We start from the raw sequence: 24,742 nt of genomic DNA on the forward strand, positions 1-24,742 counted from the left end.
AAATGAGATCCGGCCTTAAATGAGACCCGGGAATAAATGAGAATCGTCGGCGGCCAATTTCGCGGGCGTCCGCTGGCGACGCCGCGCGACCATGCCATCCGCCCGACGACCGACCGCGCCCGCGAGGCCGTCTTCAACGTGTTGGCGCACCGCTTTGCCGACAAGCTCGACGGCGCGCGTGTGCTCGACCTTTTCGCCGGCACCGGCGCTCTCGGCCTCGAAGCGCTGTCGCGCGGCGCTTCCTATGGCGTCTTTATCGAAGAATCGGCCGAAGGGCGCGGCCTGATCCGCACCAATGTCGAAGCTTTTGGCCTTACCGGCCGCACCAAGATCTTCCGCCGCGACGCGACCGCCCTGGGTGAGGCCGGTACGCTTGCGGCATTCGGCCTGGTCTTCGCCGATCCGCCCTATGGCAAGGGCCTTGGCGAGCGCGCCCTGCGCTCGGCCAGGGATGGCGGCTGGCTGCTGCCAGGCGCGCTGTGCGTGGTCGAGGAAGCCGCCTCGGCGCCCTTCGAGATTGGGCCGGAATTCTCGGTGCTTGATGAACGAAACTACGGCGAGACGGTGATCCGGTTCGTCGAGCTTGCGTAAGGGTGGGGCGATCGGCGCCTTCAAAATGACGCACAATTCACTTTGCCTCCCCGGCTAACCTTGCCTATCGTCGCGCGATAACAACCGGAGCCATCAATGACATTTCATACTGAATGGCTGCGGAGAGCCTTGCTCGCCACCGCGCTGACCATGGCCGGCCCGGCCCTGGCCGCGGATGATGGCAAGGTGGCCAACTTCCTGCTCGACAATGGCATGGAGGTGGTGGTCATTCCCGATCATCGCGCCCCCATCGTCACCCATATGGTGTGGTACAAGATCGGCAGCGCCGACGAGCCGCCAGGCAAGTCCGGCATAGCGCACTTCTTCGAACACCTGATGTTCAAGGCCACGACCAACCACGCCGCGGGCGAGTTCGACCGCGCCATATCGGCCATCGGCGGCTCCAACAACGCCTTCACCTCATATGACTACACTGCCTTCCACGAGACGGTGGCGCCCTCGGCACTTGGTGAGATGATGAGCTTCGAGGCCGATCGCATGCGCAACCTCATCTTGACCGACGAGGTCATCAAGACCGAGCGCGACGTGATCCTGGAAGAGCGCCGCTCGCGCATCGACAGCAATCCGCAGGCGGTGCTCGACGAAGAGGTCGACGCGACGCTCTGGCAGAACCAGCCCTACCGCATTCCGGTGATCGGCTGGATGCAGGAGATGGAGCAGTTGAACCGCACCGATGCGGTTGCCTTCTATGACAAATACTACCGGCCCAACAATGCGGTGCTGATCGTGGCCGGCGATGTCGAGCCGGAGGTCGTGAAGGCGCTGGCCGAAAAAACCTATGGCAAGGTCGCGCGCGGTCCCGACCTGCCCCTGCGCATCCGCCCGGTCGAGCCGGAGCAGAACACCAAGCGCACGGTGACGCTCACCGATGGGCGCGTTTCGGTGCCGAGCTTTTCGACGCAATGGGTGGTTCCGTCCTACCACACGGCAAAACCCGGCGAGGCCGAGGCGCTCGACCTGCTGGGAGAGATCCTTGGCGGCGGCAGCCGCAGCAGGCTCTACCAGCAACTCGTGGTCAAGCAAGGCATCGCATCGGCGACCGGCGCCTTCTTCCAGGGTACGATGCTCGACGCCACCAATTTCACCGTCTATGGCGCGCCGCGCGGCGACGCCAAGCTGAGCGACGTCGAGGCGGCCGTCGAGGCCGAGATCGCCCGCATCGTCAAGGACGGCGTCACCGCCGACGAGCTGGAGAAGGCCAAGGCCCGCTATATCAGGGCCATGATCTTCGCCCGCGACAAGCAGGACGAGATGGCCAATCTCTACGGCGCCGAGCTCGCCACCGGCGGCAACGTCAGGGATATCGAGGAATGGCCGGACCGCATTCGCAAGGTCACCGCCGATGAGATCAAGGCGGTCGCCGCACGCTATCTGCTGCTCGACCGTACGACGACCGGCTATCTCTTGCCGCAGCAACAGGCTGGGAATTGATGATGACAAGATTGAGCATTGGCGCTGCCCCTCACCTGCCTGCCGGCATCCTCTCTCCGTATAGTGACGGGGAGAGGGGCGCTGTCATCGCCGATTTCGCCAACCATCAGCGTCGTAAGAAGAGCGCCAGCGTCGCGGCGAGACCCCTTCTCCCCGTCACTATACGGGGAGAAGTGCCCGGCAGCGCGATGAGGGGCGGAGCTGACCTTGGCGATCAATGGCCTGATGCGATTGCTGATAGGCGCATCGCGGTTCTCCACGCCCTCGCCACACTGTTCCTCGGCATCTTCTTCCTCATCCTGCCGGCGCTTGCCGCGCACGCGATGGACATCCAACCGGTGACCTCGTCAAAGGGCGTCAATGCCTGGCTGGTCGAGGACCACTCCATTCCGATCATCGCCATCCGCTTCGTCTTCGATGGCGGCTCGACGCAGGATCCGGCGGGGCGGGAAGGGTTGGTCAATCTGATGACCGGCCTGTTCGACGAGGGCGCCGGCGACCTCGACAGCGAGGCCTTCCAGATCAAGCTTGACGATGCCGGCGCAGAGATGGGCTTCGAAGCGGCGCGCGACGGCACCTATGGCGCGATGCGGATGCTGGCCGAGCAGAAGGATGCGGCCTTCGACCTGCTCAGGCTGGCGGTCACCAGCCCGCGCTTCGACCAGGCGCCGATCGACCGCATCCGCGCCCAGATCCTGTCCGGCATCATCGCCAATGAGCGTGACCCCAACACCGTCGCGCAAACCAAATGGCTGCGCGCCATCTATGGCGACCATCCGTATTCCAGGCCCGACCAGGGCACCAAGGACAGCATTGCCACCGTCACGGCGGCGGATCTGGCGGCCTTCCACAAGGCCAATTTCGCCCTCAGCGGCCTGCATGTCGCGGTGGTCGGCGACATCGACGCCGCGACGCTGAAGCGGAAGCTCGATGAGGTCTTCGGCGATCTGCCGGAAAAGCAGGTGCTGCAACCGGTTGCCGATACCGAGCTGAAGCTCGGCCAGCAGCTCGAGGTCGACTACGACCTGCCGCAGACCTCGCTGCAGTTTGCCTACCCCGGTGTGAAGCGCGATGCGCCGGATTTCTTCCCCGCGGTGCTGATGAACCAGATTCTCGGCGGCGGCACCTTCACCTCGCGCCTCTATGACGAGGTGCGGGAAAAGCGCGGCCTGGCCTACTCCGTCGATTCCAACCTGGTCGACCACCAGCATTCCAATGCGCTGATCATCACCACGGCGACGCGTTCCGACCGCGCCGCCGAGACGCTCGCCATCGTCAAGGAGGTGGTCAAGAAGATGGCGCAGGAGGGGCCGACCGAGGCCGAGCTGGACGCGACCAAGAAATACATGGTCGGCTCCTATGCTATCAGCAATCTGGATTCTTCCAGCGCCATTGCCGCGACCCTGGTGGAATTGCAGCTCGACAATCTCGGCATCGACTACGTGCAGCGCCGCGCGGCGCTCATCAACGGCGTGACGCTCGATCAGGTCAAGGCAGCGGCGAAGAAGCTGCTGACGCCGGCGCCCGCGATCATGAGCATCGGGCCGAAGCTGGAGGCCAAATGACAGGTCCGACTTTCGGTATCGCCTTTGGCGGCGGCGGCGCGCGCGGCCTCGCCCATATCCACATCGTCGAGGCGCTGGATGAGCTCGGCATCATGCCCGTGGCCATCGCCGGCTCCTCGATCGGCGCCATCATGGGCGCCGGCATGGCCTCGGGCATGAGCGGCAAGGACATCGAGGACTACGCCCGCTCGATCCTCGGCCGCCGCGCCGAGGTGGCGGCGCGCATGTGGCGCTCGCGTCCCGGCACCATCGCCGAGGCGATGCAGGGCGGCATCCGCGTCAGCCAGTTCAACATAGAGCGCATCTTGAAGGCGTTCCTGCCGGAAGCCATCCCGGAAACCTTCGCCGAGCTGAAAATCCCGCTGAAGGTGACGGCGACGGACTATTTCGGTCACAAGCTGGCCGTCTTCGACGAGGGCGACCTGCATTCGGCGCTCGCCGCCTCGGCTGCCATTCCCGCCGTGTTCCGCCCGGTGACGCGCGACGACCGCGTGCTGATCGACGGCGGCATCTACAATCCGGTGCCGTTCGACCTCATCGAAGACGCCGCCGACATCATCATCGCGATCGACGTCGTCGGTGCGCCGAGCGAGGCCGAGCGCAAGCACCCGACCACCGTCGATCTGATGTACGGCGCCACGCAATTGATGATGCAGTCGATCATCGCCCACAAGCTGAACCAGCGCCCCCCCGACATACTGATCCGCCCGCCGGTGTCGAAATACCGCGTGCTCGATTTCATGAAGATCGACACGCTGCTTGCCGAGACGCACGAGGTCAAGGACGAACTGAAGCGCGAGGTGGAAAGAGTGGTCGAGGCGCGTGGCAAGGGCAAGCGGGGGAAGAAAGCAGGGTGAGCTGCCGATCTCCCCCCAAGGGGGAGATTACACCACCAGCGTCTCACACCTTCCCAGCCGCATATTCCAGCGCCACCACGCCATTGCTGAACTGTACGGTCGAGATCGGCTCCAACGCCACCGGCATATCGGACGGGAACAGCTTCTTGCCCTCGCCGACGGTGCCAGGGTAGCTGAGCAGCCTGACGCGATCGACCAGACCATGGCGCAGCAATTCCCGCGCGACGCTCAGGCTGCCATGCACATAGATGTTGCCGCCGCTGCCTTGCTTCAGCGCCCGAACCGCTTCCGGCAACGCACCCTTCAGCAACTCGGCCGGTTTCCAGTCGAGTGCCTTCGGGCTTGTCGACGCGACATATTTCGGCAGCGCATTGAACCGGTCGGCGAAGTCTCCGGTTTCCTTGGGCCAAGAGCCGGCAAAAATCTCGTAGGTCGTGCGCCCCAGAAGCATGGCCCCGCTGTCGGCAAGCTCGTCCTCCTTGAACCTTTGCATCTCATCGTTCCAGGTCACGCTGGGCAGCTTCTCGACCTCGGCGATGCCATCGATGCTGATGAACTCGGTGACAATAAGGTTTCTCATGGCGCTCTCCTTCTTCTGTCAAAGGACGAACCGCGTGAGCCTTTTGCGACCGCTCTGCGAAAAAAATGCGCTTTGTTGAGCAGCTGTCGGGCGCCGGCCCATTCGCGCTTAAAGGGGGGCGCTTCGGACACCATCGACAAACGCCAGAACGACCACACACGGAGCAACGCAGTAAACCAGTCTCGCTCTGCGGCCCGTCTTCGTCACAGCGTCGCTTGCGTCGAGATCGACGGTGATGTCCTCATAGCCCAGCACTTCGCCATCAAGCGGGTAGGCGGCCTTGTAGACAGCTTCCTTGGCGGCAAAAAGGATGCGACCGGCAAGATACGGGTCGGTTGCGTCGATCCGGTCAGCGGGGACTGCAACCAGCGCGAAGATGTCGTCGGGCAGGGGCAAAGCGGGCTCGATATCGATGCCGAGCGAGGCGACGTGGGAGAGCGGCGCGACGGCCGCCACGGCTATCTCGTCGTCGTGAGCCAGCGACCCCGTTACTCCATGAGGCCATACCGGTGCGCCGGAGGAGCCGCGGAGGATAGCGACGTCGTTCAAGCCCATATCCGCCAGCAACTCGTGCGCGATCCACCGCGCCGCGCCACTCGCCCGCCGCATCAGCGGCAGGCGTGACGGGATGGAGCGTGCTTCCTGCGGCAGCAAATGGTTCTCATCGCCTTCGCGGATCGTGCGGCATCCGATCCGAACGCCGGCCGGTGCCATGGCGGCCATCGCCGCCAGCAACTGCGCCGACAGGCTGGCACCGGCATCGAGCCGGCGCGTCATGGCTGTTCGCCCCGCAGAGCGAGGTCGGCGATCATTTCCCCGTCCTCGTCGGGCCCTTCTTCGACGAAACCGGCAGCGCGATAGAGGCGGCGTGCCGCTTCATTCCCAGGTTCGTAGCAGATCGAAACGTGGCTGATGTGGCCGAGCCGCATGATTTCATCCAGCACTTCGCGCAAAGCGGCCTTGCCGTAGCCTTGGCCCTGATGGACGCGACCGATCATGAAGCGGTAGATTCGCGCCTCGTCGTCGTCCTGCGGCGCCTCGTACATCAGGAAACCGACGACGCGATCCCCTGCCATGACGACGCGCGGCCGAGCGTCCCCGTCGGTTTCGGCTTCGTCCAGCGACTCCGCATTGCTGGCGACGAAATCCATCTGATCCGCAGCCAGTTCCAGAGCCGCGACCAGGGCCCGGTTGGCCGCAGCCAGCGAAACGAGACGGACGTCTGCGCCCATCAAGCCGTTGCCTTGACGCTATCCTCCGGCAGCGGCTCGACGAAGCGATGCAGCTTGGCCGGGTTGCCCCGCCAGATCGAGTTGGGCTCCAGCTCTTCGCCCTTCATCACGAAGGAGTCCGCGTCGACCATCGAGCCTTTGCCCATCACCACGCCGTAGTGGACAAAGGCGGAAGGCCCGAGCGTGCAGCCATCGCAGATGCGGATGAAATCGGACTTGAACGCGCCTTCTTCCAGCGAATGGGCCTGGATCACGCAGCCCTCGTTGAGCGTGACGTCGTCGCCGATCTCGACCAGCGAACGCTCGGTCAAATTGCTGCCGCCGTCATAGACCCGGCTGCCGACCTTGACGCCGAGCAGGCGCAGGATCATCGGCCGGAACGGCGTGCCGGCGAACAGGCGCACGATGGGCGAATCCGCCAGCTTCCAGTGGCGCTCGTGGCGCCAGAAGGCGACGTCGTAGATGGTCGTCATCTGCGGCTTCAAGCCGCGGAAACCAAGACTTGCCCGCTCGACCAGAATGTAGAACGGAATGGTGATCGCCGAGGTCAAGATGACGGCGGCGAACAGCGCCACCTCCGCCCATTCCGTATAGTAGTTCAGCGCCCGGTCCCAGATCGCCAGCGTGACGAACAGCATGACCCATTGCGTTGCCAGGAACAGAAGAATGGTCACCAGGTTGTGGCGGTTCTTGAACGGGATGCGCCGGCGCCGGTCTGCCTCGTCGACGCCCGCGATAAGCTCCTTGTCGCGGTTCACCATGCGCGGGATTTCAAAGGCGGGCGAACCGAGAAGGCCGACATTCTCGCGCAACGGCCCGTCGATGGGGATCATCACCTTGGTGCCGAGCAGGACGTTGTCGCCCGTGCGCCCGTCCGGCGGATAATAGATGTTGTTGCCGAGATAGTTGCGCTCGCCGATGCGCGTCGGCTCGAGCCTGAAGGCCGAGGCGGACTTGTGCATGTTGATCATGAACAGCCCGTCCGACACCATGGTCTCGGTGCCGATCTCGCACAGAAGCGGGTTTTCGTGCTGCTGGTTGGAGCCGAAATTGGAACCGGTCTGCACCACTCTGTTGAGGTTCCAGCCGATGGCGCGCATGTAGTGCACGATCGCCGAGCTGTCGCCGGCCAGGAGCCCGAGCACGCGGGAATTGCTGGCGAATTCGGCGACGGTCTGCAGCCAGTAGCGGAAACCGTAAAGCGTGTAGGTGCGGCCCGGCTTCAAGATCAGGCTCGTCAGGCGCGGCACCAGCGTCGCTGCCAGGAAAGCCGCCGCGATATAGCCGAAAAGCGTGACCGTGGTGCCGATTGCGACAAGGCCGATCGTCTCCTGATAGTCGTCGCCGACATATTCCCAGTAGCTGTGGAACAGGAGCGGCAGCGGGGTGACGAGGCCAAACAGGCCGACCAGCTGCAGCGCTTCATAGAGGAAGCGCCGGACCTGGTAAGGATTGACATTGCGCACCTTGCAATAGTCCGCCGTGGTCGGCACCGCCGGCGATCCATGCCAGTGCTCGCCGTCGGGAATGCTTTGCCCGCGATGCAGCGAGGACGAATGGCCGAGCTGGGCGCCGTTGCCGATCCTGGTGTCGATGTCGAGCGTGGAGCCGACGCCGACGAAGGCATCGCGGCCGATGGTCAGCGGCCCGGTGTGGATATAACCGGACTGGGCCCTGAAGCCGAGGATCATCGATTCCTTGCGCAGGATGGTGTTGGCGCCGATGGAAATAAGATCCGTGCAGACGGGCACGGACTTCGATTCGATGACGGCGTTTTTCCCGAGTTTGGTGCCGAGCAGCTGCAGATAGAGGCTGTAGAGCGGGCTGCCGCGGAACAGCACGACGGGTGCGGTGCGGATCAACGTCTTGACCACCCAGAAGCGGAAGTAGCGCACGCCCCAGATCGGAAACGCCTCGGCCTTCCAGCGGCCGATGAGCACCCATTTCGCCAGGACTGCAAAGCCCGACATGCCGAAGAACACGGCGGCCGAGAGCGCCACGCACCGGATATAGAGCTGCAGCGGATCGTCGAGCGCGTCATACATCCAGTTGAGGCCGTCATTGATCGCCCAGAGGGCCACGTAGCTGTAGAGGCCGTAGAACGAAAGCTGCGCCGCGCCGCAGGTCCAGTAGGCGAAATTCGAGGCCCGGCGGGTGAGGACCGGCTCGTTGGTTGCCGTCGTCATCTCCTCCGCTACCCCCAGATGCAGCGCCAGGCGCGCCACTGTGGGATAGAGATAGATGTCGCGCATCGACGTCGTCGCCCATTCCTTCCTGGTGCGCACGCGCGCGCAGAAATGCGCCATCAGCAAGGAGTTGGCGCCGAGATCGTCGAAGAAGTGATCCTCGACCGACACCGCGCCGAATTTCAGCACCGTGGCCAGCGCTTCCGCCAGGAAACGCTCGTCCTCATTGGCGGGCGGCACCATCGTGCGATCGGCCGAAAGCCGGATGCTCGTCGGCTTCGGCAGCTGGCGCAGGTCTACCTTGTTGGAGACGGTCATCGGGATGGCAGGCAGTTCCTCCAGATAGGCGGGCACCATGTAGTCGGGCAGCCGCCGCTTCATCGTCTGGGCGAGATCCGCACGGGAAACCGCCGCTACGCCGGTTTTAAGCGCGTAATAGGCAACGAGTTCGACGCGGCCGGGCTCGATCTCCCAGGTGGTCACGGCGGCCTGGGCGATCTCGGGCTGGTCGAGCAGCACCGCCTCGATCTCGCCGAGTTCGATGCGATATCCGCGAATCTTCACCTGCGTGTCGATGCGCCCGGCATACTCGATCTCGCCGCTATCGTTGATCCGGCCAAGATCGCCGGTGCGGTAGATGCGCTGCGACGGGTTGTTCGGCAGGCCGACGAAATCGGCGATGAATTTCTGGTCGGTCAGGTCCGGCCGGTTCAGATAACCGACGGCGAGCCCGATGCCGGCAATGCCGATCTCGCCCAGTTCACCGGGCTCGGCAAGTTGCGGCAGCGAAGCGTCGAGAATGACGATCGAGTAAGTCGGCAACGGCGCGCCGATTGTGACGGGACGGTCCGGCGTCAGCGCCCCCATCGTTGCGGTGACGGTCGCCTCGGTCGGCCCGTAGGTGTTGAGGATCTGCCGGCCCGGCTTCGACCAGCGCACCACCAGATTGTGCGGGCAGGCCTCGCCGCCCACCAAAAGCGTGCGCAGGCTGGGAACGTCCGATGTCATCGATGACAACAATGTCGGGCTGCAGGCCATGCAGGTGATGTCATGGAGGCGCAGGAAATCCGCCAGTTCCTCGCCCACCAGCGGCATCTGGCCAGGTGCCGGCACCACCGTCGCGCCGGCGACGAACGGCACCCAGATCTCTTCGGAGGAAAAGTCGAAGGCAATGGTCATGCCCTGATACGCCCGGTCGCCCGGCCGGTAGCCGTAGGAGGCGGCCGCGACGTGTATGAAATTGACGAAGCTCTGGTGCGTGATGACCACGCCCTTGGGCTTGCCAGTGGTGCCCGAGGTATAGAGGATGTAGCAAATGTCGTCGGCCGCCTGCGGCTTCAGCGGCGCGGGCGACTGCGCGGAAATCTCGGCGGCGGCGCTGTCGATCAGCACATGCGGAACGGGCAGTTGACCGGCGCGCGACGCATAGGCGGCGATGGTGACGATCATGCTGACGGCGGCGTCTTCGATGATCAGCGCCATCCGCTCCTGCGGAAACGCGGTGGCCAGCGGCACGAAGGGCAGCCCCCGCCTTCATCACCGCCAGCAACGCGACATAGGTTTCCGCCGATCGGTCGAGAATGAGCCCGACCCGGTGGCCCGGCCGCACGCCGTGCTTGATCAGCATGCGGGCGAACTGGTTGGCGCGGCTGTTCAGCTCCTGATAGGTCCACACGCGCCCTTCGGAGATCACCGCCGGCAGTGCGGCAAACGTTACGGCGAGCTGCTCGAACACCGTATCGAGCCGCTCACCCGGCTGCCGGGCAAAGTCGGCGCCCGTCAGGACCTGGCCGTTCCTTGTCGGGCCGCGAGCGATCCGTGCCAGCGCATCGATGCCTGGCAGGCCGCCGATCGGTGTTGCCGCGTCGCTGTCCAGTTCGGCGATATCGTAGTCCATGTCCATACTTTCTCGTCCTCGCCGGGCATCGCCCGGCTGTTCGTGCCGCCGCTGGAGGAGGCACTGCGCCGCCGCTGCGATTTTGTTGGTGGAGGGCTTCCAAAAAGGAAGTGCCCGGAATCCCGACGGGGAAGCTTATGCCACCCGATCTTTTCGCCGGTTTTTCCGAACTGTTGAATTTTGTTTCTGGAGTGTGTCTGGGCGGGGAGCTTGGCCGGCCGCTCGCTGCACCTTGCGGGGGAGGGCTTCAGCGTTGGTGGCAACCCGGAAACAGAATATGAGCGAACCTCATGCGGACGACGCCGGCGAGCTGTCTATCTTGGAGCGCTACGGCGACCCAGCAGCAGAGCGATGCCCAACGCCGGAAGCGTCGCCGCCGCGACGGCCAAGAAGACGAATTGCAGCCCGGTCGACGCGGCGACCAGGCCGAGCGCCGGACTGCCGAAGCCGAGCGCCACGTCGAGGAAGACGGTGTAGAGTCCCATGGCCAGGCCGCGGCTGCGCGACGGAAGACGGCTTACGGCCTCGGCGCCGAGACCGGGATAGACCAGCGAGTAGCCGAGGCCAGTCAGACCCGCTCCGATTGCGGCGACAACAGGCCCGGTCGCAAGCCAGATCAGCATCAGCCCTGCCGCCTCGACCACAACGAAGATCACAGCGACGCGTGCGCCTCCAAGCCTGTCGGGCAGGTGGCCGAAGCACAGCCTTGCCACAATCAGAGACGCAGCATAGGCCGTGAAAGGAAGCCATACCGGCTGCCAGCCCTGCTCGGCGAAGAGCAGGGCGCCGAAGCCCAGAATAGCACCATAGCCGAGGCTGCTGAAAGCAGCTCCGACGCCAGGAAGCCAGACCGCTTTCGCCACGCTCCTCCATGACTGCGGCACGCTGCCCGAGGCGGCGCTGGTGCCGCGCATCGGCAGGATGGCAAGCAGCGTCGCCAGCGGCAGGATGATCGTCGCGAGCGCGATCGCGGTGAAACCGCTCGCCGCATAAAGCGCAGATCCGACCGGCGCCCCCAGCGCGAGCGCCGCAAACATCGCCGTGCCCACCCAGGCTATGACTTTTCCGGAGTTCTGTCCGCCCGCAACGGAGAGGCCCCAGGCGACGCCGCCGGTGATGATGAAGCTCTCGGACGCGCCCAGCACCGCCCGTCCGGCGAACAGCGCCGATGCGGACGCTACCGGCCGGTCGAGCAATGCCAGCGAGCCGAGGTAAAATAGCCCGGCAAGGGCAGCGGCAACGAGGCCGACGACGACGGCGCGCTTGCCGCCGCGTCCATCGGCATAGTTTCCAGCCCCGATGCGCGACAGCATCGAGGCGACGAACTGGCTGCCCGTCACCAGCCCGACTGCGAAGGGGCCGAAGCCGAGCTGCTGGTGAAGATGCAGCGGCAGGACGGGTAGCGCCAGGCCGATCAGCAGGAAGCCGGCGAAGACAGCCGCCATGATCGGCACCAGTTCCGCGATGACGCCATTTCGGTCTGACATCCGCGCCATTTTGGCCATCGGCAGCCCAACTGTTCGGATCAGTAGCGTTCGTAGGTTACGCGCCAGCCTTCGGCCGGGTTGTCCGGCGTGAGGACCAGTTTGTTGTCCGAGACCTCGAATTTGCGTTTCATGCTCTTCCCGACAAGGTTGCGGACCAGGGAGGACTCGATTGTGATGACGAAGGTCTTGTCCTGGTCGTTGATGGCGACCGACCCGTAATAGGCTTCGTAGCCATTCGCCGTGTAAGGCGTGTCCTGCGCCTTGGGGTCGGGGTTCTGCGCCTGCACAGAGAGGGTGCCGGCCTCGGTGAAGATGACCTGGCCGGAATAGGACACGGGCTTCAGGTTTCCCTCGGAGCCGGCCTCGAGCGAAATCATGCGCCATGCGCCGATGATCGCGGATTCTTGCGAGAGAGCCGGCGTGGCGACCGAAAGGGCAAGCGCAAGGGCGGCAATCTTTAATCTCATAGTCATATGTCGTTGTTCCTTTTCTGAGTTGTGGGTGCGCACAGGCCGTCCGCCCGATCTTGCTCACACCGAAAGCATGACCTTGATGGCGCGACGCTCGTCCATGGCGCGATAGCCTTCAGCGACCTCGGCCAACGGCAGCTTGAGGTCGAAGACCTTGCCGGGCATGATCCGACCTTGCAGCACACGGTCCATCAGGTCGGGCAGGAAGCGGCGCACCGGCGCCGGGCCGCCCAGCATGCGTTTCTGGCCGAAGAATAGTTTTTGGCCGTCGAAGTTCACGCCGTGCGGCACGCCGACATAGCCGATGGTGCCGCCGGGGCGGGAGCAGGCCAGCGCCTGGTCGAAGGATTCTCCCGTGCCGACGCATTCCAGCACGGAGTCCGCGCCGACGCCCTTGGTGAGTTCCTTGATGAGGGCCACGCCTTCCTCGCCGCGCTCGGCGACGATGTCGGTCGCGCCAAACTCGCGGGCGAGCTTTTGGCGGCTTGCGTGCCGGCTCATGGCGATGATGCGCTCGGCGCCCATCTCCTTGGCCGCAAGCACGCCCATCAGGCCGACCGCACCGTCGCCGACCACTACCACCGTCGATCCTTCGCGGACCTCGGCCGCGTCGGCCGCATACCAGCCGGTGCCGAGCACATCGGACACCGCCAGCAGGTCAGGGATGAGGTCGGCCGGCGGCACCTCGGCGGTGGCGACCAGTGTGCCATCGGCCAAGGGTACGCGGGCGTAAGGCGCCTGCGCGCCCGACATGAACTCGCGCTGCACGCAAGACGACTGGAAGCCGAAGCGGCAATGCGGGCAGGTATTGTCGGAGAGGCAGAATGACCCGACGACGAACTGGCCGGGGCGGACCGTGCGCACCTCTGCGCCGACCTCGACGACGATGCCGCAATATTCGTGGCCCATATGCATCGGCCCGGCGACCGGCTGCAGCCCGCGATAAGGCCACAGGTCCGAGCCGCAGATGCAGCTTGCCGACAGCTTGATGATGGCGTCCGTCGGCCGCATGATTTTCGGATCGGCGATTTCCTCGCAGCGGATGTCGCCCGGGTTGTGAAGAACGGTTGCAAGCATGTTGGTTCCTTTCGAGGCGAGAAGATCAGCCGCCGTAGTCGGCGTCGCTGACATGTTCCAGCCAGTCCACGACCTTGCCGTCCTTGACCTCCTGGAGGGCAATGTGGGTCATGGCGGTCTGAGGCGATGCGCCGTGCCAGTGTTTTTCGCCGGGCGCGAACCAGACGACGTCGCCCGGACGGATTTCCTCGACCGGGCCACCCTCGCGCTGAACGCGGCCGAGGCCGGAGACGACGATCAGCGTCTGGCCGAGCGGATGCGTGTGCCAGGCGGTGCGGGCGCCGGGCTCGAAGGTCACCTGTGCGCCTTGAACCCGCTCGGCGTCGAAGGGATTGAAGAGCGGATCGATCCGCACCGTTCCGGTGAACCAGTCAGGCGGTCCCTTGCCGGAAGGCCTGGTGCCGGCGCGAAGAATGTCCATGGTGATCTCCTTTGCGTCCTCAAATGCGTTCGATGCGAAGCGGGAATTTGCCGCGAATGTGCAGGGCCTGCTCGCCCTCGTCGAAGCGGCCAAGCCTGATCAGCCCGGGATGGCGGTAGTCGGCGTAGAACATGGCCAGGTTGCCCCAGGGCATGAAATAGCACAGGTCATAGGGCTGCTCGTCGGCGAACGGACCGCTTCCCTCCTCGGTCAGCTTGCGCGGCAGATAGGCGATCTTCTCGTTGTGGGCGTAGTCCTCGATCTCGACGTCGAGCGGCAGCATGGAGAAGAAGTCGCGCGCCGACGGATTGTCGTAGAGCGTGGCGGTCATGGTGCGGCCGTTGAAAACCATCCTGATCTTGATGTCGGTGGGCTCCTGGCTGACGGGAGATTGGTCTTCCTGGCTGGCGGCTGTGCGAGGCAGGGCCGCCGCCGCGAACGCGGCGCCGAGCAATGTCCGGCGGCTGAGCGGCGCATGTTCGTTCGTCACGGCAAAGACCTCCGGGCCATATGCGCTGCGGCAAGGGCGGCGAGCGCCGATCCGCAGAGCAGCACCGCGCCCAGAGTGAACGGTCCCCACCAGCCCACCGTATCGAACAGCGTGCCGCCGATCGCGGCGCCGCCGGTGATGGCGAGCTGGATGACGGCTACCTGCAACCCGCCGCCGGCCTCCGCGTCGTTCGGCAACGTTCGGCTGAGCCACGTGCCCCAACCGACCGGCGCGGCCATGCCGAAGAAGCCCCAGGCAACGAGCAGCAGCGCTGTGGGACCCGGGAGTGCACCGAGGGCGATGAGCGCGGCGGCCAGTGCAGCCATGACCAGCGGGATGACGGTGAGAATGCTGAACAGACGCGTGCGCAAAAGCCGGCCGACGCACCATGTGCCGAGCACCCCGGCCAGCCCCATCGCCAGCAGGACCGCCGAGAGGGCGGCGATATCGAGCCGGGTGACGTTCTCGAGGAAGGGCCGCAGATAGGTGAAGAGCGCGAACTGACCCATGAACAGCATCATGATCGACGCCATGCCGGTGGCGACAGGAAGACGGCCGAGCAGCGGCAGCGGGTTGCCGGCACGATTCCTGCGGCGCGGCGGCAGCGCCGGCAGGCTTGTCCACTGCCAGGCCAGCGCCAGGAGACCAAACGGCACGACGAGGAAGAAAGCGCCGCGCCAGCCGACATAGGCGCCGAGAAAACTGCCCAGCGGCGCGGCGATGGTGGCCGCAATGGCATTGCCGGCGTTCAGCATGGCGAGACCCTTCGGAACCATGTCTTGCGGCACGAGGCGCATGACGATCGCGGTCGACATCGACCAGAACCCGCCGATCGCGATGCCGAGCAGCGCCCGGCCGACCATGAGCAACGCGTAGTTCGGCGCGAAGGTGACAGCCAGACCGGACACGATGAGTAGGAGGGTGAAGCCGGTCACGACCAGTCGGCGGTCGATGTGGCGCGTGAGGCTGGCGACCAGCAGGCTGGTCACGACGGCGAAAGCGCCCGAAATCGAGATCGCCTGTCCCGCCCGGCCCTCGGTGATGCCGAGATCGTCCGCTAGCGGCGACAGCAGGCTGACCGGCATGAATTCCGACGCGATGAGCACGAAAACACACAGCGCCATCGACAACACCGCGCCCCATGCGGCGCGGTTTTCAACAAGCCTTGTGTCGTATGTGGTTTCCATGATTGGCATCCTGGCAAAGCGACCGGACGGATCAGCCGCAAATTCCCGTCGCTGCCAGAAGATATTGCAAGGGGACCCATTTAAGTAGACCAAGCAATCCGCATGGACTTATCTGCTCATGATATGAATGTCCGACGGGAGGTGCCCTATGCAGCGCGATGGCATGAAGGATTTGCTCTGGTTCGTGGCGGTCGCCAGGGAGCGCAGTTTCACCAGGGCGGCGGCAAAGCTCGGAACCTCGCAGTCGACCCTGAGTTCGACAATCAAGGAGCTTGAAGCTCGTCTTGGCGTCCGCCTGCTGACGCGTACGACGCGGAGCGTCTCTCCGACGGAGGCCGGCGAGCGACTTTTCCAATCTCTCGTTCCCCGCTTCGAGGAAATCGAATCCGACCTCGCAAGCCTGGTGGCGTTTCGCGACAAGCCCTCCGGAACGGTCCGCATCACCCTGTCCGACCATGCGCTCCAGACGACCGTCTGGCCGAAGCTCCAGCCCTTGCTCAACGACAATCCCGACGTGCGCGTCGAGCTATACAGCGACAACGGCATGAAGAACATTGTGGAGGAGCGCTTCGACGCAGGCGTGCGGCTTGGCGAGAGCATCGACAGGGATATGATCGCAGTGCGCATCGGGCCGGATTGGAGGCTGGTGGCCGTGGCTTCGCCGGACTACTTTTCCCGCCATCCGGTTCCGGCCGCGCCCCAGGACCTGGTCGATCACGACTGCATCAATATGCGGCAGGCGACGTTCGGCGGATTGTATGCCTGGGAATTCGCCAGGGAAGGCCGCGACCTTCGTGTGCGGGTGGAAGGCCAGCTCACCTTCAACTCGTCCATTCCCATGATCGAGGCTGCGACAAGCGGTTTCGGGATCGCCTATGTCCCGGAAAACCTCGTCAGCCACCACATCGCCGAGGGACGCCTCAGGCTCGTGCTTGACGACTGGAGCCCGCCATTTGCCGGCTATCACCTCTACTATCCGAGCAGGCGACAGCTCTCCCCTGCCATGGCGGTGATCATCGACGCGCTCCGCCATCGCATCTGACGCCAGGACTGTTTGGATTATGAAGCTGACCTGGTGAATGCAGGTCCTACCTGGGCATCGCCCGGCTGTTCATGCCGCCGCTGGGGCAGGCGATGCGCCGCCGCTGCGATTTTGTTGGTGGTCCAAAAAGGAAGAACGCGGAATCCCGACTGGGAAGCTTATGCCACCCGATCTTTTCGCCGGTTTTTCCGAACTGTTGAATTTTGATTTGTGGAGTGTGTCTGGGGCGCACAAGATGCAGTAGGGTCTGGTGCTCAGAAGGCGGCGCTACTGGTGCTCGCGCTCTAAGCCGCATAAAGATCTTGCCAAACCCGCCAAGGAACTATTCATAGGGGTACAGCGAATTCAGGGGCGACTCGTGACTGCCAGGAAACTAAAGGCGATCGATCTCTACTCTGGCGTAGGAGGGTGGTCATTGGGCCTCCGACTGGCAGGAATCGATGTTGTGGCTTCGTATGAGCTTTGGGGGCCAGCAAACGAAACCAACTTCAAGAACAATTCCCATCAGGCGCAAACTGTCGACATCCGGCGGCTGTCCTTGGAGGATTTGCCAAAGGGGATCGACATCGTTGTGGGGAGCCCGCCTTGTACGCAGTTCTCGTTCAGCAACAGGGGGGGCGGCGGCGACATCGCTGACGGTTTGCAGGACATCATCAGATTCCTAAATATCGTAGATCGTCTTAAACCAAGGCTATGGGCGATGGAGAACGTCCCCCGCGTGGCCAAGATCATTGAAATGGAGCTCAGATCCGGAGGCGCGCTAGCGGAATTCGCCCACCTTGGCTGTGCCACACATATCGTTGATATGGCCGAGTACGGACTCCCCCAACGTCGGCGCCGATGCATCGCTGGCAATTTCGATGTCGACCTGCTGCAGTCCTATCGAGAGAAAGCGAAAATGCGTACGCTTGGGGACGTGATCACCGCCTTGGCGAACGACTGCGTGGACGATCCCCTATTTGGTATCACGATGCCGCGAGCGGAGGTGACAGATCACGTAGAAGAGGACATCCTCAGCACTGAGGAGGTACGCATCAACTGTGCAAACAAGATGACCCACACGGTCTATAATGCCATGCCTTTCCCGGATCCGCTCCATCGCAGCGTTCGCACGATTACGGCAACATGCACTCGGGTATCCCGCGAGAGTATTGTCATAGCCACGCAAGATCGCCCTGATGCGTTCCGTCGGTTGACCTTACGTGAGCGCGCTAGCTTGCAGGGTTTCCCAATTACATTCCAATTCTATGGCGCCAACTACAGTCAGAAGCTAAGGATGATCGGGAATGCAGTGCCGCCTGCCTTCGCCTATCTCATGGGTCACGCGCTCCAGGATCATGCGGCAAACGAAGTCCTTTCGCTCGACCAGGCTGGCAAGTATTTGAAACGGCCCGTGCCGTTACCGGTTGAGACGGCACCCGATAGAGTTGGCGCAAAGTATCCATCGGATAGGACCTTCAGGTTCGCTATTCCAAGCCTTCAACTCAAAAGCGGCGTCCGGTTTGAGCTGTGCAATGACCGCTCGGGCGATGTCGTCATTTGGCGGATGGCCTTCTATTTCGGGACTTCAAAGGCGATCCATGCAGTGGCGCTGGATGAGGCATTGGCACAGGACCTCGCGCACGGCATGTCGGCGGCATTAAGTGCTGTGGTCAAGACTGCGCTTGACGATGTGAAGCGCTTCATCGCGACCGCCGACATACCCAACATGCAAGCTGTGTGGGCTCACCGGGGACCGGGAGGTACACGCGCGTTTATGGTGCTGGACAAGCTTGATCAGGTCGGAGCAGCGCTTGTCGATGTGCTCTCAAAATACGACGGCGAGGCCCGCCTTCTGGTTGAGAAGGCGATCATCAACGAACACGGTTCAAAAGCTGAAAAACTGCCGGGTTTAGCAAAGCTAGCAAGAAACGCCACAACGATCCTTGCGGGATTGCTGATCGGCTCCGCAGTCAATCCGCTCTTCGACGGTCACGCGCATCGGAGCCCGGCTAGCAGAAAGCCAGCTTTTGGGATGGGGTGACTATGGTCGGGGAGACCCCCGCCCTATATTCGGCGTATGGTTGATCGTCTATCGCCAGCGGGGCGAAGCGCCCTCATGTCACGCATCCGAAGAGCGGACACCAAGCCTGAACTCATCGTCCGGCGACTGCTGCATGGTCTTGGGTACCGTTTCCGCACTCAGTTGGCGCAGGTACCGGGCCGTCCGGATATCGCGTTCCCGGCTCGCCGCAAAGGCATCCAGGTACATGGATGCTTCTGGCACGCGCATGGCTGCAGCCTGTCGCGGCTACCCAAGAGCCGTACAGCCTTCTGGCAAGCGAAGTTTGCTCGCAATAGGGAGCGCGACGAACGGCTGGAAAAGGCTGCCGCTGAAGTAGGCTGGGTAATCCTGACGATCTGGGAATGTGAGACACTTGATGCGGAGCATCTGCGCGATCGTCTGGTTGAGTTTATTGGCGAGACACGGTTGCGGCAATAAATTCAACCTAAGAGTGCAACGTGCTCGAACGACGTTGCCTCGACCTTCCAGCCGCTTCCCGGTAGTGCGAACATCTCAGGTGAGGGTCCTGAGATGATATGCGGAGAATAGCTGGACTGATAGGTCCGCGTACGATCCACAAGATAGAGAGCATACTCTTCGCCGAACTCCGCGGCAGTAGCGATCTCGTTCCTTGACCAGTGGAACGCCTTTGTCGCACCGTATGACTTAACCTCGATGAAGAGATCGTGCTGAAGCGAGGAATGTGCTGCAAACGACATGATGTCGTATCCTGCTGACACATCATCGACAGATATGCGCCGTATCTGGTCTTGGAATGGGTGATTTCGCAGCCGGTTTCGCTCGTACTCAAGTACCCATAGCTCGGCAGCCTCTCCCATTTCTGCCTGCCGCGCTAAATCCGCAGCGAGCTTTTCGGCTGATTTCGAGTGCTTCGGCCGTGCCGCATTGGCCTCTCGCACGGCTGAGATGAATACGGCTCGGTACCGCTCAGTGACTTCCCAGAAACGAGCCTCGGTCCGGTCGCGGGCCGCGATCTCGAAATCTGTCACCCACATGCCAAGACCATCACCCATCTTCGGCATGGTCATTGCGTCTATTGTCACCATGCCGCTGGGATCAAGCCGCATACATCCCCAAGCCCTCTCCTTGACAAGGCGGCCGACTAGCTCGCGCGCGATAGAATCCGAGATTAGGGTCATCGGATTCTCTGCGAAGTCGCCCGCGAGGCGGATCAACCCTGTGGAAGATGTGGCGATGACCCCATAGCCAAGCAGCTTGGCGACTGTGTTCCACGCTCGCGACCAGGAAATTGGAGTTGACGCCGCGAGATCGCGGATCAATTGCTCCTGTGTGGTTCCACCGGCCCGATCCCGAACGAGATCGACGAGAGCTAGGGTCGATGTCGCCGGCAACAGGCCGTCACTGAGTTTTGCGGCGTTCATAGGCTTCGAAGATCGCACGGAGATCGCCAAGGTTCTCATCGTCGGCAGCGGTCAACAACGGGATGTCAGCCGTATCTACAAGATCGGCGAGGCGCCGCTCCTTAACGGCCAAGCGCATGTCTATGTCCTGATCCACGGTGTTTGGGGTCACAAGATGATAGTAGGTTACCGGCCCGCCGCCGTCAGGATTGTAACGGTGGATGCGGTCCTTTGACTGGATGAACCTGCCGGCATTGAAATCACGATCGAAGTAGATTGCCGACCGACAGGCCTTGTGAAGCGAGATCGATTCCCCAACCGCCTGCGGATTTGCGATCAAGATTGCCTTGCCATCGGTCGCATGGAAGCGATCGATGATGTCCTCGCGGGTTCCAATCTCAACCGCGCTCTCGTCCTCGTCGCCCGCGACTGGCGTGGCGCCGGTCAGGACCTCCACGAAAGGCGCGACAGGCCCAAAGCTGCGCCGGAGAAGATCGAGGTTTCCAAGGAAATACGACCAGATTAGCACTTTGCCCTGTAATTGGAGGATGTCACTGACCAAAGTCTTGCAAACATCGAGTCTGGCGAGCTTGTCCACTGCGTGGAAGTCTCGAATAAGTTCGGCGACCTCGAGTTCGTTGAAATTGAGATCACCGGTCCCGCCTGTGTCGAATATGCCTTCTTCCTGTTCGAGCGGGCGCAAAAGCAACTCAGGGTTGACAACGGCCTGCCTCAATCGGATCAACCGGGCGCGCAAACGGACGTTGGCTTGAGGGTCGTCGAACTGCTGACGGAGATGAGGTACTATACGGCTTTCCAGGCTGCGGTAGATACGCTCTTGTTCGCCATCCAGGGGAACTGCGATCCTTTCCTCTTGCATGCTCGGCAGTCCCAAATCCACCTTTCGGATGCGAGTATAGAAGGGCTGAATCCTCGTTTTCAGCTCACTGACTGCGTTCGGCATCAAGCCGTCCGTCATCGCACGCAGGGAGGCCGTTGGAAATCCGATGATATTGCGGCTGGGGTAGATGAACTTGAAAAGGTTCGCGAGATCTTCGTACCCGTTTGGTGCTGGCGTACCAGTGAGCACGACCCGCGACCGCGCCATTGGCGCCAAGCGTAGCGCCGCCGCCGCCTGCATGCCGTCGCCACTCTTGATGTAATGCGCCTCGTCGAGCACCATCATGGTGCGAGGCCCTACATGCTTGAGGAAGATGCGGAATTCATCTTCCATGTTGGCTAGCGTCTGATACGTCGTCAGCGTCAGTTCCGTCGACCTCGATGTGATCGTGATGCCGCGGAGATGATCGGTCCGATCGAGAGCGGCAATGCCTCCAGAAATGCGCCGACTCGGGGGCTTGTTGCCGAAGATAGATGCATATTCGTCTTCCCAAGCTTTGAACGATGATAGCGGCCCTACAATCAGCAGCCGATCCACCGACTTAGGATTTTCCGCCGGAAGGCTGCGAAGGTAGGAATAAGCGGCGTAGACAACCGATGTCTTTCCGGATCCTGGGACCGAGAAATTGCAGGCATTCTGCGAAAATGCCAGATGGAAGGCCGAGAGGAGCTGTTTGCGGTAAAATGTCCGGTTCGGACATGCCTGCTCGACGACCTTGACGAATCCACGAAAGGCTTCGGTATCGATCTGGGCGTGCCAGATTTCATAGGCCTCGCGGGAAAACTCGGTGAACCGACGTTCTTCGCTTTCGACCTGATCGAGCGCGTCGGAGACATTGTTGCTGGTCTCAAGTGTGACACCAATTTTCTCTAACAAGCGCGTCAGGGTCGGATAGCGGGTAGTCAAGTCTTCGGGCGCAGTGGGGATTCGCAAAGTGCCGTCATCACCAAGTTTGCCACCGGCCTGCCGCATGAATGCCGCAAGCAAAGGATGACGCGAAGCGGCTCCAACCTCGCGGACAAGGAGGAATTCGTCCGCTGGATCGTACTCGACCTTCGCCATCGTATGGCTCAGCCAGCCAGCTTCTTGGGGCTGTTGCGGTCGAACCGCTTCTTGATTTCCCATGCAATACGGCTGATCTCCACCGCTAGGTCCATATTCTCGGACGACAGAAGCAGTGCATCGCTGTTGATGTCGATTTTGTCGAGCTGGTCCTTGGCTCGTTTCAGATATTCACCGGGCTTAAGTACCTCATTCGCGAGGGCGAGCTTGTAACTCGCCTGACGGAAATTGCCAGTCATTGGACCCTTGACCCTAGCGCTCCATTGGTTGTCCCGAGCGCGGGCGGCATCAAGTTTCGTTGCGTAGGCGTCTGGATCGGCCTGAATGAATTCTTCCAGCGAGCCTATGTCCATGGTGATCGGGTCGATCTCACCGGTATGGGAATCCCTGAACCGTTGCCAGATGTCCTTGCTCGCAAAGAAGTTCCTGTCCTTCCCCTGGTGGGAAATCTCGCGATAAACCTTTTTGGCGTCGGCAAAGTCGCCGAGACGTATGTAGTCGAACTGGATAAGGCGAAGCTGTAACGGGTCGATCTCCGCGTCGAACGCCCAGGGTATCTTTGCTTTGCCCGACCCGATCCGCTTCAGGTCCGCATGCAGGTCGACGAACATTCCCTCCTTCGTACCGTCCGCATCCTTCAACATCAGGTAAAGCCTGGGACAACCGATATGCTCAAGATAATCATCCATCAGTTGCATAATCTCAAGCAACTTCTTGGTGTTGCCCGCCGGCTCGCCCATCAGGCTGTCGATTTCATTCTCACCGATGTTGAGGTCATCGTGCAGCCGACGGGCGTGAAGGTACTTCTGGAGCGGTCCATATTCGACCTTGGAGTCTTCTCCAAGTTGATATTGTGTCTCTAGACGAACGATCTCCGCCTGATTGTCGGCGTAAGCATGCGGTAAAATAATTGCATCAAAATACTGTTTACCCTTTGGGTCCCCCAGCTTGCGCAAAAGCATGGCACGGCGGTTGCCATCAATGATCACACCATCGAGACTAACGATGCCGGGTCGCTGCTGGCCTTTGCTTGATAAATCGGTGAGGGTGGCCTTGTTGCGTCCCTTGTTGGACTCCCACAGAAAGCTTCCGATCTTGTCATGGAGCTCACTATCATAAGTGCCTATAGGAGCGGCATTCTCCTGCTCCCAAGTGAGCATCTCTGCTTCGATGCGGCCATTATGTCGATTATAGATCAGATAATCGAGATCGATGCGGAATACTTCAAAACTCTGAGTTTGGCCCATATAGTAGAGCTTTTGCTTATTTTGGCCATCTCCTGCCGCTCTGATCTCCGTAAGCTTCCTTTTGCGAACATCCGTTGACAGGACCATATTTCCCCCTCGTCGCGCCGCCAGCCTTAAAGAATCTTGGTTCACCCAAGCGGTCACCCGAGTTGATGCTATACTAATGACCCAGAGCCAAACAACCCGGCGATGGAAAGCATCCTAAGAACCGACAATGTTCTAAAGGCGCTAGTGGCTGGCTCAGCAAGGCGCGGAAACCAACAAGATAACTCCCTTCTTACCTTTGGCCGGTCCTCTGTTGTCCCTGCCGAATGCAGCTTCAACACCACCATGCCCCCTTGCCATTCCCAAATTCTCATCCTAATCTCCCTTTGAGAAAACCTTTTCCCAAACTCCGCAGCATCCGCCATCCACCCACCCCGACACGCACCAGGCCAGTAAGAGAAAACCTTTTCCCAACCCTAGGACTTACACCCAAACAATGCCCTCCGACGCCTCGCCAACGCCCGCCAAACAACCCGTCACCCTGCGTGAAGTCGCGGCGATGGCTGGTGTCAGTGTGGCCACCGCCTCGAAGGCGCTGAACGGGCAGGGGCGGATGACGGCCGAGACGCGGCAGCGCATTCGCGAGACGGCGCAGCGGCTCGGTTTTCGCCCCAACAGCCTGGCGCAGAGCCTGCTGCGGCGGCGTTCCTTCACCGTCGGGCTGTTGACCAACGACACCTATGGCCGCTTTTCGCTGCCGGTCATGTCGGGCATTTCCGATGCGCTGGTCGATGCCGGCGTTTCGGTGTTCATGTGCAATGTCGAGGACGATCCGCGGCTGGCGCAGCTGCATGTCGAGGCGATGCTGGACAAGCGCATCGATGGCATCATCGCCAGCGGCAAGCGCATCGACCGCCATCTGCCGGTCGACCTCGCCAATCTCGGCGTGCCCGTCATCTACGCCTTCAGCCAGCCCGATCCCGATGCCATCGCCTTCGTCTCCGACGATGCCGGCGGCGCGCGGCTGGCGGTCGAGCATCTTTGCCGGCTCGGGCGGCGGCGCATCGCCCATGTCAGCGGTCCCGAAAGTTTTGCCGTGGTGAATGAGCGGGCACAGGCTTTTCGCGATGTGCTGGCCGCGCACGGCCTGCCGGTCACCGAGCCCTTGCTCGGCTCGTGGTCGGAAGCCTGGGGGCATGAAGCCGTCGGAAAGCTGTTCGACGGCCCAACGCTCTTCAACAAGAAGGGAGAGAAACCCGATGCGGTGTTCTGCGGCAACGACCAGATCGCGCGCGGCGTCATCGATGCGCTGCGCGAGCGCGGCCTTGGCGTGCCCGGCGATGTCGGCGTCATCGGCTTCGACAATTGGGAGATCGTGGCGGAGGCAACCCGCCCGCCGCTGACCTCGGTCGACATGAACCTGGCGGCGCTCGGCCGCGAGGCCGGCCTCACACTGCTATCGCTCGTCGGCGGCCAAGCCGCCGCGCCGGGCATTCGAAAACTGCCGTGCCGGCTGGTGGTGCGTCAGTCATGCGGCCGTCCACCGGACGGCTAGGAAAACGCGCGGCGCCATCCAAGAGAGCGCCG

Annotated in this window: 20 protein-coding genes and 1 pseudogene; 8 read left to right on the forward strand and 13 right to left on the reverse strand. The window is 62.3% G+C overall.

Annotated features, from left to right (window positions below; translation table 11 throughout):
- Window positions 1-36 precede the first annotated feature (36 nt).
- The 4 genes from rsmD to NKI37_RS14620 all read left to right on the forward strand — a co-directional run bounded on the left by rsmD (window position 37) and on the right by NKI37_RS14620 (window position 4,465).
- Window positions 37-591, forward strand: coding sequence for a 16S rRNA (guanine(966)-N(2))-methyltransferase RsmD (gene rsmD / locus NKI37_RS14605; RefSeq protein WP_023730465.1), 555 nt, complete (start codon window positions 37-39; stop codon window positions 589-591).
- Window positions 592-687: 96 nt separating this feature from the next.
- The gene (locus NKI37_RS14610) at window positions 688-2,043 is read left to right on the forward strand and encodes a M16 family metallopeptidase (protein WP_023730466.1); all 1,356 of its coding nucleotides are present in this window, start codon (window positions 688-690) and stop codon (window positions 2,041-2,043) included.
- 188 nt (window positions 2,044-2,231) lie between these two features.
- Entirely contained in the window at window positions 2,232-3,608 is a 1,377-nt protein-coding gene (locus NKI37_RS14615; protein WP_023730467.1) for a M16 family metallopeptidase, read from the forward strand.
- Window positions 3,605-4,465 carry a patatin-like phospholipase family protein gene (locus tag NKI37_RS14620; RefSeq protein ID WP_023819980.1) on the forward strand — a complete coding sequence of 287 codons (861 nt, stop codon included), beginning with the start codon at window positions 3,605-3,607 and terminating at the stop codon, window positions 4,463-4,465. The genes NKI37_RS14615 and NKI37_RS14620 overlap by 4 nt, the downstream gene beginning before the upstream one ends.
- A gap of 43 nt (window positions 4,466-4,508) precedes the next feature.
- On the opposite strand, the gene NKI37_RS14625 is transcribed toward NKI37_RS14620, so the two are convergent.
- From NKI37_RS14625 to NKI37_RS14670, 10 genes and pseudogenes are all read right to left on the reverse strand, one after another.
- Window positions 4,509-5,045 carry a dihydrofolate reductase family protein gene (locus NKI37_RS14625; protein ID WP_352790346.1) on the reverse strand — a complete coding sequence of 179 codons (537 nt, stop codon included), beginning with the start codon at window positions 5,043-5,045 and terminating at the stop codon, window positions 4,509-4,511.
- 108 nt (window positions 5,046-5,153) lie between these two features.
- Window positions 5,154-5,822, reverse strand: coding sequence for a 4'-phosphopantetheinyl transferase family protein (locus NKI37_RS14630; RefSeq protein ID WP_352790349.1), 669 nt, complete (start codon window positions 5,820-5,822; stop codon window positions 5,154-5,156).
- Window positions 5,819-6,277: a GNAT family N-acetyltransferase gene (locus NKI37_RS14635; RefSeq protein ID WP_352790350.1), complete on the reverse strand. Its 459-nt coding sequence runs from the start codon at window positions 6,275-6,277 to the stop codon at window positions 5,819-5,821. Before NKI37_RS14635 ends, NKI37_RS14630 begins: the two co-directional genes overlap by 4 nt.
- Window positions 6,277-10,366 (reverse strand): annotated as a pseudogene (locus NKI37_RS14640) (Pls/PosA family non-ribosomal peptide synthetase). Before NKI37_RS14640 ends, NKI37_RS14635 begins: the two are co-directional and overlap by 1 nt.
- Before the next feature lie 308 nt (window positions 10,367-10,674).
- Window positions 10,675-11,856 (reverse strand): arabinose transporter, encoded by a 1,182-nt coding sequence (locus NKI37_RS14645; protein WP_352794481.1) that lies wholly within the window; start codon window positions 11,854-11,856, stop codon window positions 10,675-10,677.
- Between the two features lie 29 nt (window positions 11,857-11,885).
- On the reverse strand, window positions 11,886-12,320 hold the full coding sequence (locus tag NKI37_RS14650) for a lipocalin-like domain-containing protein (protein ID WP_352790357.1): 435 nt from the start codon (window positions 12,318-12,320) through the stop codon (window positions 11,886-11,888).
- Between the two features lie 57 nt (window positions 12,321-12,377).
- The gene (locus NKI37_RS14655) at window positions 12,378-13,394 is read right to left on the reverse strand and encodes a zinc-dependent alcohol dehydrogenase family protein (RefSeq protein WP_352790359.1); all 1,017 of its coding nucleotides are present in this window, start codon (window positions 13,392-13,394) and stop codon (window positions 12,378-12,380) included.
- Between the two features lie 25 nt (window positions 13,395-13,419).
- Window positions 13,420-13,815, reverse strand: a complete 396-nt coding sequence (locus NKI37_RS14660; protein ID WP_352462990.1) for a (R)-mandelonitrile lyase — start codon at window positions 13,813-13,815, stop codon at window positions 13,420-13,422.
- 19 nt (window positions 13,816-13,834) lie between these two features.
- Entirely contained in the window at window positions 13,835-14,305 is a 471-nt protein-coding gene (locus NKI37_RS14665) for a cyclophilin-like fold protein (RefSeq protein WP_352462989.1), read from the reverse strand.
- On the reverse strand, window positions 14,302-15,492 hold the full coding sequence (locus NKI37_RS14670; protein ID WP_352790362.1) for an MFS transporter: 1,191 nt from the start codon (window positions 15,490-15,492) through the stop codon (window positions 14,302-14,304). Before NKI37_RS14670 ends, NKI37_RS14665 begins: the two co-directional genes overlap by 4 nt.
- 148 nt (window positions 15,493-15,640) lie before the next feature.
- Between NKI37_RS14670 and NKI37_RS14675 the strand changes: the two genes are divergently transcribed.
- From NKI37_RS14675 to NKI37_RS14685, 3 genes are all read left to right on the forward strand, one after another.
- Window positions 15,641-16,534 carry a LysR family transcriptional regulator gene (locus tag NKI37_RS14675; RefSeq protein WP_352790364.1) on the forward strand — a complete coding sequence of 298 codons (894 nt, stop codon included), beginning with the start codon at window positions 15,641-15,643 and terminating at the stop codon, window positions 16,532-16,534.
- 358 nt (window positions 16,535-16,892) lie between these two features.
- Window positions 16,893-18,557 carry a DNA cytosine methyltransferase gene (locus NKI37_RS14680; protein WP_352761141.1) on the forward strand — a complete coding sequence of 555 codons (1,665 nt, stop codon included), beginning with the start codon at window positions 16,893-16,895 and terminating at the stop codon, window positions 18,555-18,557.
- A 36-nt stretch (window positions 18,558-18,593) separates the two neighbouring features.
- The gene (locus NKI37_RS14685; protein WP_352761142.1) at window positions 18,594-19,016 is read left to right on the forward strand and encodes a very short patch repair endonuclease; all 423 of its coding nucleotides are present in this window, start codon (window positions 18,594-18,596) and stop codon (window positions 19,014-19,016) included.
- A 2-nt stretch (window positions 19,017-19,018) separates the two neighbouring features.
- Here NKI37_RS14685 and NKI37_RS14690 read toward each other — a convergent pair whose 3' ends face one another.
- The 3 genes from NKI37_RS14690 to NKI37_RS14700 are packed head-to-tail and all read right to left on the reverse strand — an operon-like array spanning window position 19,019 to window position 23,257.
- Window positions 19,019-19,981 (reverse strand): protein NO VEIN domain-containing protein, encoded by a 963-nt coding sequence (locus tag NKI37_RS14690; RefSeq protein WP_352761143.1) that lies wholly within the window; start codon window positions 19,979-19,981, stop codon window positions 19,019-19,021.
- A complete protein-coding gene (locus tag NKI37_RS14695; RefSeq protein WP_352761144.1) occupies window positions 19,959-21,923 on the reverse strand; it encodes an SNF2-related protein in 1,965 nt (654 codons plus the stop codon). The genes NKI37_RS14690 and NKI37_RS14695 overlap by 23 nt, the downstream gene beginning before the upstream one ends.
- 8 nt (window positions 21,924-21,931) lie before the next feature.
- On the reverse strand, window positions 21,932-23,257 hold the full coding sequence (locus NKI37_RS14700) for a hypothetical protein (protein ID WP_352790367.1): 1,326 nt from the start codon (window positions 23,255-23,257) through the stop codon (window positions 21,932-21,934).
- 394 nt (window positions 23,258-23,651) lie between these two features.
- Between NKI37_RS14700 and NKI37_RS14705 the strand changes: the two genes are divergently transcribed.
- A complete protein-coding gene (locus tag NKI37_RS14705; RefSeq protein WP_352794484.1) occupies window positions 23,652-24,710 on the forward strand; it encodes a LacI family DNA-binding transcriptional regulator in 1,059 nt (352 codons plus the stop codon).
- Window positions 24,711-24,742: the final 32 nt, after the last annotated feature.

Origin of the sequence: Mesorhizobium sp. M0626 (assembly GCF_040320665.1) — a bacterium.
Taxonomy (GTDB): Bacteria; Pseudomonadota; Alphaproteobacteria; order Rhizobiales; family Rhizobiaceae; genus Mesorhizobium.